Source organism: Phytopseudomonas straminea (assembly GCF_900112645.1).
In the GTDB taxonomy this organism is placed as follows: Bacteria; Pseudomonadota; Gammaproteobacteria; order Pseudomonadales; family Pseudomonadaceae; genus Aquipseudomonas; species Aquipseudomonas straminea.
On sequence record NZ_FOMO01000009.1, the window covers coordinates 21,779 to 35,562 of the forward strand.

A 13,784-nucleotide genomic window follows, 5' to 3' on the forward strand; every position below is an offset into this window, starting at 1 on the left:
TCAGCAGTCCAGTGGGTTGCGTTTTTCAGGGTCGATACCGAACTTGACGATGGCCTCGGCCACCACCTTGCGTTCGATTTCACCGCGATCGGCCAGCGCTTCGAGCGCAGCCAGAACAACCCAGCGACGGTCCACTTCGAAGAAGTCGCGCAGCTTGCGACGGCTGTCGCTGCGGCCATATCCGTCGGTGCCCAGAACCTTGTATTCCTTGACCGGTACCCACTGACGAATCTGTTCGGCGAACAGCTTCATGTAGTCGGTGCTGGCCACGACCGGACCTTTACGACCGCTCAGGCACTGCTCGACATAGCTCTGCTTGGGCTCGTCGCCCGGGTGCAGACGGTTGCTGCGCTCTACGGCCAGGCCGTTGCGACGCAGTTCGTTGAAGCTGGTGACGCTCCACACATCGGCACCGATGTTGTAGTCGTTGCGCAGGATCTTCGCCGCTTCGCGAACTTCGTTGAGGATGGTGCCGCAACCCATGAGTTGCACGTGGTGGGCGGCTTCCTTCTTGTCCTCTTCGAGCAGGTACATGCCTTTGATGATGCCGTCTTCGACACCTTCGGGCATGGCCGGCTGCTGGTAGTTCTCGTTCATCACGGTGATGTAGTAATAAACGTTTTCCTGCAGAGTCATCATCCGGTGCGTGCCTTCGCGCATGATCACCGCCAGCTCGTAAGCGTAGGTGGGGTCATAGCTGCGCACGTTGGGGATGGTGCTGGCGAGAATGTGGCTGTGGCCGTCTTCGTGCTGCAGACCTTCGCCGTTCAGCGTGGTACGGCCCGAGGTGCCGCCCAGCAGGAAGCCGCGGGTCTGGCCGTCGCCAGCGGCCCAGGCCAGGTCACCGATACGCTGGAAGCCGAACATCGAATAGAAGATATAGACCGGCAGCATCGGCGTGTTGTAGTTGCTGTAGGCGGTACCGGCAGCGATGAAGGAGGAGAACGCACCGGCCTCGTTGAGACCTTCCTGGAGGATCTGGCCGTCCTTCTCTTCGCGGTAGTACATCACCTGGTCACGGTCGACCGGCTCGTACAGCTGGCCGACAGGGGAGTAGATACCCAGCTGGCGGAACATGCCTTCCATACCGAAGGTACGGGCCTCGTCAGCGAGGATCGGCACGATGCGCTTGCCCAGCTCCTTATCCTTGACCATCGAGGCGAGGATGCGCCCAAACGCCATGGTGGTGGATATTTCGCGGTCGCCCGAGCCATCCAGAACGGCCTTGAGGGTTTCCAGCGGCGGCGTCGGGATGCTGATGCTGCCGCGGTTGCGTTGCGGCAGGTGGCCACCGAGCTTCTCGCGGCACTTGCGCAGGTACTTCATCTCGGCGCTGTCTTCGGCCGGACGGTAGAACGGCAGTTCTTCGAGCTGCGAGTCGTTCAGCGGAATGTCGAAGCGATCGCGGAATTTCTTCAGCGACTCGATATCGACTTTCTTGGTGTTGTGCGCGGTGTTCTTCGCTTCGCCGGCACCGGTGCCATAACCCTTGATGGTCTTGGCCAGGATGACGGTCGGCTGGCCTTTGTGGTTGACCGCCTGGTGGTAGGCCGCATAGACCTTATACGGGTCGTGGCCGCCGCGGTTGAGGTTGAAAATTTCCTCGTCCGACAGCTTCTCGACGCGCTTGAGCAGTTCCGGATCGGCACCGAAGAAATGCTTGCGCACGTAGGCGCCGTCTTTGGCCTTGTAGTTCTGGTATTCGCCGTCGATGGCGGCGTCCATGCGACGCTGCATGCGACCGTCTTCGTCTTGGGCGAACAGCGGATCCCACATGCGGCCCCAGATGACCTTGTTGACGTTCCAGTTGGCGCCGCGGAACACGCCTTCGAGTTCCTGAATGATCTTGCTGTTGCCGCGAACCGGGCCGTCGAGGCGCTGCAGGTTGCAGTTGATGACGAAGATCAGGTTGTCGAGGTTCTCGCGGCCGGCCAGGGAGATGGCGCCCAGGGTTTCTGGCTCGTCAGTCTCGCCGTCGCCGATGAAGCACCAAACCTTCTGCTTGCCGGCCGGGATGAAGCCGCGGTTTTCCAGGTACTTCATGAAACGCGCCTGGTAGATCGCGGTGATCGGGCCCAGGCCCATGGACACGGTCGGGAACTGCCAGAAGTCCGGCATCAGGTGCGGGTGCGGGTACGACGACAGGCCATCACCGTCTACTTCCTGGCGGAACTTGAGCATTTGCTCTTCGCTCAGGCGGCCTTCCAGGAAGGCGCGAGCGTAGATGCCGGGCGATGCGTGGCCCTGATAGTAGATCAGGTCGCCGCCGTGTTCTTCGGTCGGCGCCTTGAAGAAATAGTTGAAGCCGATGTCGTAGAGGGTCGCGCTGGAGGCGAAGGTGGAGATGTGACCACCCAGATCCGGGTCCTGCATGTTGGCGCGCATGACCATGGCCAGAGCGTTCCAGCGAACGATCGAGCGGATGCGGCGTTCCATGAACAGGTCGCCCGGCATGCGTGCTTCACGCGTGACCGGAATGGTGTTGCGGTAGGGAGTGGTGATCGAATAGGGCAGCTGTGTGCCGCTACGAGTGGCCAACTCACCCAGACGCGTCATTAGATAGTGGGCACGGTCTTCGCCTTCCTTGTCGAGGACGGATTCCAGTGCGTCCAGCCATTCCTGGGTTTCGATTGGATCGAGGTCTTGCATGGCTTGCTCCAGAGCGGAAAGGCTTCCAGAATCGGAAACCAGATGCGTGGCCGGCTTTTTGAGCGGGCACATAAATTCTTGGATGTACCGGTTGGGTAGATCCGGCTTCGTGTAGTTTTACTACATTTCGTTGACGATTTCAGCTCTATCGATCAATCCAGTCGTGGCAAAACTACAATCAAATCAGGCGAGAGCCAGAAACGGCGAGCCTTCGCAGGGGCTGCGCCGGTTTTCCAACAGGCCCCCAGCCCGCCGAAAAGGATAGACCATGAGCTTGCCCGCGCTCGTCCCTTTGCCTGCCGCCCTGCAATCCATCGCCCTGCGTGCCGAGCAGACGCTCACTCAGGCCTTCGCCGTCTTATCCAGTGAAGCTGCCGCCGATTTTGCTGCCTGGCCGACGCAGCGCAAGGAGCACCTGCAACGGGTCACGGCCGCCAGTGACTTCGTCACCCAGCAGAGCCTGCGCGACCCGCAGATGCTGCTTGACCTGGCCGCCAGTGGCGAGCTGGAGCGGCGCCTGGCGGGCGGTGAGTTACGTAATCAGTTGGCCGAGCAACTGGCTGAATGTGTCGATGAAAATGCCCTGGCACGCAGCCTGCGAAAATTTCGCAACCGCCAGCAGCTGCGCATCATCTGGCGCGATATCAGCCGTCAGGCGGATCTGGTAGAGACCTGCCGCGATCTCTCCGATCTGGCCGATGCCTGCATCGATCTGGCCTATCACTGGCTCTACCCGCGGCATTGCGAGCAATTCGGCACGCCGGTCGGGCGCCGCACTGGTGAGCCGCAGCATATGGTCATCCTCGGCATGGGCAAGCTCGGCGCCTTCGAGTTGAACCTGTCGTCGGACATAGACCTGATCTTTGGTTATCCAGAAGGCGGCGAGACCCAGGGCGTGAAGCGTCCGCTGGATAACCAGGAGTTCTTCATTCGCCTGGGCCAGAAGCTGATCAAGGCACTGGACGCCATCACCGTCGACGGCTTCGTGTTCCGTACCGACATGCGCCTGCGCCCTTACGGCTCGAGCGGCGCGCTGGTGTTCAGCTTCAATGCGCTGGAGCAGTACTACCAGGACCAGGGGCGCGACTGGGAGCGCTACGCGATGATCAAGGCGCGGGTGGTCGGCGGTGATCAGCAGGCCGGTGCGCACCTGCTGGAGATGCTGCGCCCGTTCGTCTACCGCCGTTACCTGGACTTTTCCGCCATCGATGCGCTGCGCACCATGAAGCAGCTGATCCAGCAGGAAGTGCGTCGCAAGGGCATGGCCGAGAACATCAAGCTTGGCGCCGGCGGCATTCGCGAGGTGGAGTTCATCGCCCAGGCGTTTCAACTGATCCATGGCGGGCGTGACCTCAGCCTGCAGCAGCGGTCCTTGCTCAAGGTGCTGCAAACCCTCAAGGACCAGGGCTACCTGCCTGGTCAGGCGGTCGATGAGCTTCTCGCCGGCTACGCCTTCCTGCGCTACACCGAACATGCGCTGCAGGCCATCGACGACCGGCAGACGCAGATGCTGCCGGACAGCGATCAGGACCGCGCGCGCGTGGCCTTCATGCTCGGCTTCGACAGCTGGGAGGCCTTCCATGGGCAGCTGATGCACTGGCGTGGCCGGGTCGACTGGCATTTTCGCCAGGTCATCGCCGACCCCGACGAGGATCAGGAGGGTGGCGAGGAACCTATGGTCGGCGCTGACTGGCTACCTCTGTGGAACGATGATCAGGATGAAGAGGCGGCCTGCCGGCAACTCACTGAGGCCGGTTTCGTCGAGGCTCAGGCTGCCTGGCAGCGGCTGGTGGGGCTGCGTAACGGCAATCAGGTGCGTGCCATGCAGCGTATCGGTCGCGAGCGCCTGGATGCCTTCATCCCGCGTCTGTTGGCTGCCACGGTGGAGCACGACAAGCCGGATCTGGTGCTGGAGCGAGTGCTGCCGCTGATCGAGGCAGTGGCGCGTCGTTCGGCCTATCTGGTGCTGCTCACGGAAAACCCCGGCGCCTTGCAGCGCCTGCTCACGTTGTGCGCCGCCAGCCCGTGGATCGCCGAGCAGATCAGCCGCTTCCCGCTGCTGCTCGACGAGCTGCTCAACGAAGGCCGGCTATTTAGTCCGCCCCATGCGCCGGAGCTGGCCGCCGAGCTGCGCGAGCGGCTGACGCGTATTCCCGAGGACGATCTGGAGCAGCAGATGGAAGCGCTGCGTCACTTCAAGCTGGCCCACGGCCTGCGCGTGGCGGCTTCGGAAATCGCCGGCAGCCTGCCGCTGATGAAGGTCAGCGATTACCTGACCTGGCTGGCCGAGGCCATTCTCGATCAGGTGCTGGCCCTGGCCTGGCGGCAGATGGTCAGCCGCCACGGCACGCCGCTGCGCGCCGATGGCAGCCCGTGCTCGCCGGATTTCATCATCGTCGGCTACGGCAAGGTTGGCGGCATCGAACTGGGCCACGGCTCGGACCTGGACCTGGTGTTCATCCACGACGGCGACCCCCAGGCCGAGACCGATGGCGCCAAGCCCATCGACGGCGCACAGTTCTTCACCCGTCTGGGCCAGCGCATCATTCACCTGCTGACCGCACAGACTAACTCCGGCCAGCTCTATGACGTCGACATGCGCCTGCGTCCCTCCGGCGCGGCGGGGTTGCTGGTCAGTTCACTGGGCGCCTTCCGCCGCTACCAGGAGGGCGAGGCCTGGACCTGGGAGCATCAGGCGCTGGTCCGCGCCCGGGTGCTGGTTGGCTGCGAGCGCGTGGGCGCCGCCTTCGATGAAGTACGTAGCGCCGTGCTTGGCCGCGAGCGCGATCAGGCCAAGTTGCAGGCCGAGGTCAGCGAGATGCGCGCCAAGATGCGCGACAACCTCGGCAGCCGTTCCACCGCCGCCGGCACGGCGGAGAATGCCTTCGACGCGGCCTCGCCCTTCGACCTCAAGCAGGACGCCGGAGGTATCGTCGATATCGAATTTATGGTGCAATACGCGGCCCTGGCGTGGTCGAAGCAGCATCCGGCGCTGCTCGAATTCACCGATAACATCCGCATTCTGGAAGGCCTGGACCGGCTCGGTCTGCTCCGCGATGGCGAGGCGACCCTGCTGCAGGACGCCTACAAGGCCTACCGCTCGGCAGCCCATCGGCAGGCCCTGCAGAAGCAGCCCGGGGTAGTGGGTGGCGACCAGTTTCACGAGCACCGGCGCAACGTGATGCGCATCTGGCGTGAACTGGGCCTGAGTTAATGGCCGCCGCCGCCATCGGGCTTCTCTAGCGAACTGAGTGTATGAATATTCTGATCATCGGCCCTTCGTGGGTAGGCGACATGGTGATGGCGCAGACATTGTTCCAGTGTCTGAGGCAGCGTCACCCTGATTGCGCCATCGACGTGCTGGCCCCGGACTGGAGCCGGCCGATCCTCGAGCGTATGCCCGAGGTACGTCAGGCCCTGAGCTTTCCACTTGGCCATGGCGTGCTGGAGTTGGCCACGCGGCGACGCATCGGCAAGTCCCTGGCCGGCCGTTACGATCAGGCGATCCTTCTGCCCAATTCCATGAAGTCGGCGCTGGTGCCGTTCTTCGCCGGCATCCCGCTGCGCACCGGCTGGAAGGGCGAAATGCGTTATGGCCTGCTCAATGACGTACGCAAGCTGGACAAGGCTCGCTACCCGCTGATGATCGAGCGCTTCATGGCCCTGGCCTATCCGGCCGGCGCCGAGTTGCCGCAGCCCTATCCGCGCCCGTCTCTGCAGATCGATCCCGCTACCCGCGATGCGGCTCTGGCGCATTTCGGCCTTTCCCTGGACCGCCCGGTACTGGCCCTGTGCCCCGGCGCCGAGTTCGGCGAGGCCAAGCGCTGGCCCAGCGAGCATTACGCCAAGGTCGCCGAGGCGAAGATCCGTGAGGGCTGGCAGGTCTGGCTATTCGGCTCGAAAAAGGATCACCCGGTGGGCGAGGACATCCGTTCACGGTTGATTCCCGGTCTGCGTGAGGAGGCCGTCAACCTGTCCGGCGAGACCAGCCTGGCCCAGGTCATCGACCTGTTGTCCTGTGCCGCTTCGGTGGTGTCCAACGACTCCGGGCTGATGCACGTGGCCGCGGCGCTCAATCGCCCGCTGGTGGCGGTGTACGGCTCGACTTCGCCGCAATTCACGCCGCCGCTGGCCGAACAGGTGGAAATCATCCGTCTGGGCATCGAGTGCAGCCCCTGTTTCGAGCGCACCTGCCGCTTCGGTCATTACAACTGCCTGGTGCAGCTCGAGCCACGGGTTGCGGTCGACGCGCTGCAGCGCCTGGCCGGCGAGCCCGTCGAGGTCATGCCCTGAATGCGTGTGCTGGTGATCAAGACCTCATCGCTGGGCGACGTGATTCATACCCTGCCGGCCCTGACCGACGCGGCCCGGGCGATCCCTGGCATCCGGTTCGACTGGGTGGTGGAAGAAGGCTTCGCCGAGATTCCAGCCTGGCATCCGGCCGTCTCCCAGGTGATTCCGGTGGCCATCCGCCGCTGGCGCAAGCACCCGCTGAAAACCCTGCGCAGTGGCGAGTGGGCGCGGTTCAAGCAGCGCCTGCGCGAGAGTCATTACGACCTGGTGATCGATGCTCAGGGGTTGTTCAAGAGCGCCTGGCTGACCCGTTACGTCAAGGCGCCGGTGGCTGGCCTCGACGGCAAATCCGCGCGCGAGCCTGTCGCTGCGCGTTTTTATGACCGTCGCTACAGCGTGCCGCAGGCCCAGCATGCGCTGGAGCGTACCCGCCAGTTGTTCGGTCTGGCACTGGGCTACAGCGTGCCCGCTGGTCTGGGCGACTACGGGTTGAACCGCGGCCAGCTTGCAGATCCGGCCGCAAGCCCTTATCTAGTGTTCCTGCATGGCACCACCTGGGCCAGCAAGCACTGGCCCGAAGCCTACTGGCGCGAGCTGGCCGAGCAGGTCGCCGAGCAGGGCTGGGCGATCCGCCTGCCGTGGGGCAACGAAGCCGAGAAGGCGCGCGCGGAGCGAATCGCCGAGGGCATCGAAAACGCCGCCGTGCTGCCGAAGCTCAATCTGGCCGGTGTGGCCAAGGTACTCGCCGGTGCTCAGGCCTGTGTGGCCGTCGATACCGGCCTGGGCCACCTGGCGGCAGCGCTGGATGTGCCCACCGTGTCGCTGTACGGCCCGACCCTGCCGGGCCGGGTCGGTGCCTACGGGCGCTCCCAGGTGCACCTGTGCGCCAGCGGCCCGGATGCCGGCAAGGGTGACCGCGAAAAGCCCTGTTTCGATGATTTGAAACCACAGCGGGTGTTCACCGAATTACATGCCCTGCTGCTGGATCTGGGGCTGGACTGATGCAAGCGAGCGGAGGGCCGATGCGCCTGGCTTTTATCCTCTACAAGTACTTCCCCTACGGCGGATTGCAGCGCGACTTCATGCGTATCGCCCTGGAGTGCCAGCAGCGCGGCCACAGCATCCGCGTCTACACGCCGATCTGGGAAGGCGAGGTACCGGAGGGTTTCGAGGTTGTGGTGGTGCCGGTCAAGGCGCTGTTCAACCATCACCGCAACGAGAAGCTCACCGCCTGGGTGCAGGCCGATCTGCGCGAGCGCCCGGTCGACCGGGTGGTCGGCTTCAACAAGATGCCGGGGCTGGACGTCTACTACGCTGCCGACGGCTGCTTCGAGGACAAGGCGCAGACCCTGCGCAACCCGCTGTATCGCCGCTGGGGCCGCTACAAGCATTTCGCCGAGTACGAGCGAGCGGTTTTCGCGCCCGAGTCGAACACCGAGATCCTGATGATCTCCGAGGTGCAGCAGCCGCTGTTCGTCAAACATTACGGCACGCCTGCCGAGCGCTTTCACCTGCTGCCGCCGGGCATCGCCCTAGATCGCCGCGCGCCGGCCAATGCCGCCGAGATTCGTGCCGAGTTTCGCCGCGAATTCTCGTTGGGCGATAACGATCTCTTGCTGGTGCAGATCGGCTCGGGGTTCAAGACCAAGGGGCTGGATCGCAGCCTCAAGGCCCTGGCCGCCTTGCCGGAAGCATTGAAGAGGCGTACCCGGTTGATGGTCATCGGCCAGGACGACCCTAAGCCGTTCCTGCTGCAGGTAAAAGCCCTCGGCCTGAGCGATCAGGTGCAGATTCTCAAAGGGCGCAGCGATATTCCGCGCTTCCTGCTCGGCGCCGACCTATTGATCCACCCGGCCTACAACGAAAACACCGGCACCGTGCTGCTTGAGGCGCTGGTCGCCGGGCTGCCGGTGCTGGTCACCGATGTCTGCGGCTATGCCCATTACATCGAGGATGCCGACGCCGGCCGCGTAGTGCCTAGTCCGTTCGAACAGTCCACGCTGAACCGCCTGCTGGCCGAGATGCTGGCCGACGACGCTGCGAGTGCGCAGTGGAAAGAAAATGGCCTGGCTTATGCCGATACAGCTGATCTTTACAGCATGCCGCAGCGGGCTGCGGATTTGATTCTGAGGAGCCGCCGGTGAAACTCATGTTGGCCGAGCCCTTTAAGCGCCTGTGGGCTGGTGCCAACCCGTTCGAGGCCGTCGAGGCCTTGCAGGGGCAGGTCTACCGTGAGCTGGAAGGGCGCCGTACCCTGCGCACCGAGGTGGATGGCCGCGGCTATTTCGTCAAGATTCACCGCGGAATCGGTTGGGGCGAGATTGCCAAAAACCTACTTACTGCCAAGCTTCCGGTGCTGGGAGCCGCTCAGGAGTGGCAAGCGATTCAGCGGCTGACCGACGCGGGTGTGCCGACCATGACCGCCGTCGCCTTCGGCGAGCGGGGCGTCAACCCGGCGAAGCAGCACTCCTTCATCGTTACCGAGGAGCTCGCGCCCACGGTCGACCTGGAGCAGCTAAGCCTCGACTGGCCCCAGCAGCCGCCGGCTCCAGTGCTCAAATGGGCACTGATCCGCGAAGTCGCCGCAATGACAGGCACGATGCACCGTGCGGGTGTCAATCACCGCGACTGCTACATCTGCCATTTCCTGCTGCATACCGACCGGCCGATCGAGGCAAGCAACTTGCGCCTGTCGATCATCGACCTGCACCGCGCGCAGGTGCGCCGCGCAACGCCCCTGCGCTGGCGCAACAAGGATCTGGCTGCCCTGTATTTTTCAGCTTTGGATGTTGGTCTGACGCAGCGCGACAAACTGCGTTTTCTACGTGACTATTTCCAGCTTCCCTTGCGACAACTACTGCGCGAGGAGACCGTCGTGCTTGCCTGGTTAGAGCGTAAAGCGGCGAAACTGTATGAAAGAAAACAGCGATATGGAGAGCTGCTGTAAATGTTGGAGAACGATTCTTTGATACGGCCAGGGATGAAAGTAGCACTTGTGCCATGCCCGGCCTTGGGCGATACCACGCTGTTTTTGTGGCTGGCTTGGCGCTTACAGGCTGCTGGAGCAGAAGTGTCACTGTGCTCTAAAGGATTGTTGTCTTTAAGTCATTATTTACCTGGCTTGACGATCCTTGATGGTCATTATGATCTACCGAGTCTGGCGCGTTCCAATGACTTGGTGATATGCGCGCTGAAACGTTTTGATGAGTTGAGCGATTCTGAACCCAGCAATGTCGCTTATTTGGCAAGCAAAAAATTTTCTTCAGACCATCCGCTGGCGCGGCGTGAAGTGTTGATACGAGGCAATATCCTGCCAGGCGGCAACAATGTGATTTGTCGAGACTCTCGGGCTGGTAAAACCATGACCCAGTGGATCGATTTGTATGCTAGCGAGATTCTTGGCTTGGACGTAGCTGCTGCTCCGGCTGGCTTCCAGTTGCTGCCAGCGGTCAGTGAGGATGCGAAACGGCGCATCGCCATTTTCCCTACCAGCCCAGATATCAACAAGAATTATTCAGCGCTTGGGTTCAAGCGTCTTGCCGATAAGTTGGCCGCCAAGGGGTGGGTGGTCGAGTTTGTGGGCACCGTCCCGGAACAGGTGGCACTACAGTCGCTTTACCCGAATTATATCGTTCACGCATTTAGTGATCTGAAGGGGCTAGTTGATTATCTGCGTAGCTGTTCGGTAGTGATCAGTAACGACTCAGGAGGCGGTCACATCGCATCTCTTCTGGGGCTTCATACGTTCACGATAACGCGCAGGCGTGAAGACTTTACCTGGCGGCCCGGATTCAACTCCCTTAACCGAGTCATCAATCCCAGCATTACTTTCAAATGGTTGGGACGGCCAATCTGGCGCCCGTTCATTTCTCACCGTCGTCTCATCCGGGAGCTCCCTAAGTGGTAGCGCAATAAGCATGTCTGTCTGGAAGCATGATGCAACTGACCCCTCGTCAGGCCATTTCAATAGCCTGGAAGCTGTTTTTCGGCTAGAGGGTGAGCGTCTGACATCCGACCCTCTATCCGAGGTCATTCGGGTTGAGATCGAAGGTGCGCGTTACTACGTCAAGCGCTACTGGGGAGCTGGCAAGGGCATGCGTCGGTTTCTGGGGCGACCGCGCGTTAAGGCGGAATGGCAGAACCTGCAGCTATTTGCCAAGTGGGGCATTCCAACCGCGCCCATCGTCGCCCACGGCCTGGAGCGCAAGGCAGGGACTTTTCTGCGCGGGGCGCTGATTACCCGAGAGTTGAAGGGGACTCTGGATCTGGCCTGCATGGCTCGTCAGAATGACCCCCGTTTGCATGACGCTGCATGGGTCGACTGCGTGAGTCTTCAGCTGGCTCGTGCAACCCGGCTCATGCACGACCATCGTTTCACCCACAATGATCTGAAGTGGCGCAACCTGTTGGTCAACGAAAAGACCGAGCTGTTTTTCATCGACTGTCCTACTGGCAGTTTCTGGCGGGGCTCGTTATTGCGTTATCGCATCGTCAAGGATCTGGCCTGTCTCGACAAGGTCGCCAAGCGAGTGTTGTCGCGTACGCAGCGCTTGCGTTTTTATCTGCAATATCAGGGTTGCAGCCATCTCAATGACGAGGATAAGAAACGCGTGCGGCAAGTGCTGAAATTCTTCGAGGGACGTGAATGAGTGACTTCATCGCCGCGCAAGATCGTGCCCTGCTCGAGCGCCACGGCCTGTCGAGCTTTGACGCCCTCTGGTCACTGAAATTGGAGGCCGTGGACGAGCCCAACACCGAGCGTGGCGGCTGGAGTTCGGTGTATCGCCTGGATCTTGGTGAGCGCGCCTTCTATCTCAAGCGGCAGAGCAATCACCTGACGCGTAGCCTGTTGCATCCATTCGGCGAGCCAACGTTTGCCCGCGAGTTTCGCAATATCCGCCGCTACGCAGGGCGAGGTATTCCTGCGCTGCAGGCAACTTTCTTCGGCCAACGTAATTTGCCGGGCGAGCGCCGAGCTGTGCTGCTGACCCGCGCGCTGGATGGTTGGAATGATCTTGCGCATTGGCTCGAACATTGGCCGAGCCTTGAGTGGGCAAAGCGAAGCGCGATTCTGCGTGCCTGCGGTGAGTTAGCGCGCTGTCTGCATCAGGCTGGGCAAATGCATGGCTGCTTCTATCCCAAGCATATTTTTTTGCAGGAACGTGGCGCCTCATTCGAGGCGCAACTGATCGATCTGGAGAAAACTCGACCATTGCTGCTGGGGCGACGTGACCGGATCAAGGATCTTGAGCCACTGTTACGCCGAGCCCCCATCTGGAACGAAGCCGAAGTTCGCGAGCTGCTGAATGCATATCTGGGCGATGTGGTAGATGTTGAGCATTGGTGGCGTTTGGTCGCTGCACGACAGCGCAAGAAGGAGGCGCGGTGATGCTTCTGAGCGAGCTGAACCACGCTGGTCGCGCACCTGAGCTGCCGCTGTCGCTGGATATCGCTGGCGAGACACTGGTGTTCGAGCGCCTGCTGCGCGTGTTGCCGGGGCAGCGTTACGTCGCTGTGGCCTGCTGGCAGGGGCGCCAGGTGTTGGCCAAGTTGTTGGTCGGCAGCAAGGCGCAGCGCCACTTTCAGCGCGAGCTGGAGGGTGCTGAGCTGTTGGCTGGACAAGGACTGGTCACCCCCGAGCTGTTGGTACAGGGCTTCGTCGAGGGGCAGGGCGGTTGGCTGCTGTTCGATTACCTGGAAGGCGCGCGGAGCCTCTGGGAGGCTTGGCGTCAGGCAGCACGCGAGCCGCTGCTGAGCGATGCCCAACAGGCGGTGCTGGCCGAGGCGCTGGGGACGATTGGGCTGATGCATGCTCAAGGCCTGTGGCAGGCCGACCTGCATCTGGACAACCTGCTGCGGCATGAAGGCCGCCTGTATCTGATCGACGGCGGCGGCGTGCGCTGCGAAACGCCAGGGCAGCCGCTGTCGCGTGCGCGCGTGCTGGAAAACCTCGGCGTGTTCTTCGCCCAGCTACCGGCCGAGTTGGATGCTGTTCTCGAAGAGCTGCTGATCCACTATTTGCTGGCCAACGGCGAGCACGCGCTGCCGCTGGAAATGCTCCAGGCCGAGATCGCCAAGGTGCGGCGTTGGCGTCTGCGCGATTACCTGAAGAAAACCGCACGGGATTGCAGCCTGTTCGCCGCGCGCATTGGCGCTTTTGGCCTGCGTGTGGTGCGCCGTGAGGCAGAGCCGGCGCTGCAGCCGCTGCTGGCCGATCTGGACGCACGCATCGAGGCCGGGCACATCTACAAGACTGGCGGCGCCGCCACCGTGGCACGTGTCGAGGTTGGCGCTCGGCCTCTGGTCGTCAAACGTTACAACGTCAAGAACTGGCTGCACTGGCTCAAACGCTTCTGGCGGCCCAGTCGCGCCTGGCATAGCTGGGTTGAAGGCAACCGCCTGCAGCTGCTGGGCATCGCCACGCCGACGCCTTTGGCGGTGATCGAGCGACGCTGGTGCTGGCTGCGCGGTAGGGCGTACCTGATTACCGACTATTGCGGCGGGCAGGATATAATCGCGCATTTCGAGGCACATCAGAAGGCGACGCCCCCGGAAAACGAACTGCTGGCGCTGGATCGTCTATTCGCTGCGTTGCTGCGTGAACGCATCAGCCACGGTGATTTCAAGGGGCACAATCTGTTCTGGGATGATGCGCAGGGCGCCTGGTCGTTGATCGACCTGGACGCCATGCGGCAGCATCGCAGTATGCGCAGTTTCGCTCGGGCCTATGCCCGTGACCGCGCCCGTTTTCTGCGCAATTGGCCGGCGGGTTCCGCCCTGCACCAGTTGCTCGACCAACGTTTACCGCAGGTGCCCGGCACCTGCCCGAATTAGAGGCTCAA

At 62.2% G+C, this 13,784-nt stretch carries 10 protein-coding genes; 9 read left to right on the forward strand and 1 reads right to left on the reverse strand.

The annotated features are described in order from the left end of the window. Entirely contained in the window at positions 1-2,649 is a 2,649-nt protein-coding gene (aceE, locus tag BM279_RS18900; RefSeq protein ID WP_093506290.1) for a pyruvate dehydrogenase (acetyl-transferring), homodimeric type, read from the reverse strand. A 268-nt stretch (positions 2,650-2,917) separates the two neighbouring features. Between aceE and glnE the strand changes: the two genes are divergently transcribed. Genes glnE through BM279_RS18945 form a run of 9 tightly spaced genes read left to right on the forward strand, consistent with a single transcriptional unit; the run spans position 2,918 to position 13,776 of the window. Next, entirely contained in the window at positions 2,918-5,863 is a 2,946-nt protein-coding gene (gene glnE, locus BM279_RS18905; RefSeq protein ID WP_093506292.1) for a bifunctional [glutamate--ammonia ligase]-adenylyl-L-tyrosine phosphorylase/[glutamate--ammonia-ligase] adenylyltransferase, read from the forward strand. 41 nt (positions 5,864-5,904) lie between these two features. Further along, positions 5,905-6,942 (forward strand): lipopolysaccharide heptosyltransferase II, encoded by a 1,038-nt coding sequence (gene waaF, locus BM279_RS18910; protein ID WP_093506294.1) that lies wholly within the window; start codon positions 5,905-5,907, stop codon positions 6,940-6,942. Continuing rightward, the gene (waaC, locus tag BM279_RS18915; RefSeq protein ID WP_093506296.1) at positions 6,943-7,944 is read left to right on the forward strand and encodes a lipopolysaccharide heptosyltransferase I; all 1,002 of its coding nucleotides are present in this window, start codon (positions 6,943-6,945) and stop codon (positions 7,942-7,944) included. It begins immediately after the preceding gene. A gap of 20 nt (positions 7,945-7,964) precedes the next feature. Then, positions 7,965-9,086: a glycosyltransferase family 4 protein gene (locus BM279_RS18920; protein WP_093506298.1), complete on the forward strand. Its 1,122-nt coding sequence runs from the start codon at positions 7,965-7,967 to the stop codon at positions 9,084-9,086. Further along, positions 9,083-9,889: a lipopolysaccharide core heptose(I) kinase RfaP gene (gene rfaP / locus BM279_RS18925; protein ID WP_093506300.1), complete on the forward strand. Its 807-nt coding sequence runs from the start codon at positions 9,083-9,085 to the stop codon at positions 9,887-9,889. Before BM279_RS18920 ends, rfaP begins: the two co-directional genes overlap by 4 nt. After that, the gene (locus BM279_RS23255; protein WP_143103624.1) at positions 9,890-10,849 is read left to right on the forward strand and encodes a glycosyltransferase family 9 protein; all 960 of its coding nucleotides are present in this window, start codon (positions 9,890-9,892) and stop codon (positions 10,847-10,849) included. It begins immediately after the preceding gene. Between the two features lie 10 nt (positions 10,850-10,859). Continuing rightward, complete coding sequence (locus BM279_RS18935) at positions 10,860-11,591, forward strand: lipopolysaccharide kinase InaA family protein (RefSeq protein WP_093506304.1); 732 nt, start codon at positions 10,860-10,862, stop codon at positions 11,589-11,591. Next, positions 11,588-12,331 carry a lipopolysaccharide kinase InaA family protein gene (locus BM279_RS18940; RefSeq protein ID WP_093506306.1) on the forward strand — a complete coding sequence of 248 codons (744 nt, stop codon included), beginning with the start codon at positions 11,588-11,590 and terminating at the stop codon, positions 12,329-12,331. The genes BM279_RS18935 and BM279_RS18940 overlap by 4 nt, the downstream gene beginning before the upstream one ends. After that, the gene (locus BM279_RS18945; protein WP_093506308.1) at positions 12,331-13,776 is read left to right on the forward strand and encodes a lipopolysaccharide kinase InaA family protein; all 1,446 of its coding nucleotides are present in this window, start codon (positions 12,331-12,333) and stop codon (positions 13,774-13,776) included. The genes BM279_RS18940 and BM279_RS18945 overlap by 1 nt, the downstream gene beginning before the upstream one ends. The last annotated feature ends 8 nt before the right edge of the window (positions 13,777-13,784 follow it).

Excerpts from the sequence above, each read along its gene's own strand:
- aceE (WP_093506290.1), bottom strand. The coding sequence starts at position 2,649 with ATGCAAGACCTCGATCCAATCGAAACCCAGGAATGGCTGGACGCACTG.
- glnE (WP_093506292.1), top strand. The coding sequence starts at position 2,918 with ATGAGCTTGCCCGCGCTCGTCCCTTTGCCTGCCGCCCTGCAATCCATC.
- waaF (WP_093506294.1), top strand. The coding sequence starts at position 5,905 with ATGAATATTCTGATCATCGGCCCTTCGTGGGTAGGCGACATGGTGATG.
- waaC (WP_093506296.1), top strand. The coding sequence starts at position 6,943 with ATGCGTGTGCTGGTGATCAAGACCTCATCGCTGGGCGACGTGATTCAT.
- BM279_RS18920 (WP_093506298.1), top strand. The coding sequence starts at position 7,965 with ATGCGCCTGGCTTTTATCCTCTACAAGTACTTCCCCTACGGCGGATTG.
- BM279_RS23255 (WP_143103624.1), top strand. The coding sequence starts at position 9,890 with ATGTTGGAGAACGATTCTTTGATACGGCCAGGGATGAAAGTAGCACTT.
- BM279_RS18935 (WP_093506304.1), top strand. The coding sequence starts at position 10,860 with ATGTCTGTCTGGAAGCATGATGCAACTGACCCCTCGTCAGGCCATTTC.
- BM279_RS18940 (WP_093506306.1), top strand. The coding sequence starts at position 11,588 with ATGAGTGACTTCATCGCCGCGCAAGATCGTGCCCTGCTCGAGCGCCAC.
- BM279_RS18945 (WP_093506308.1), top strand. The coding sequence starts at position 12,331 with ATGCTTCTGAGCGAGCTGAACCACGCTGGTCGCGCACCTGAGCTGCCG.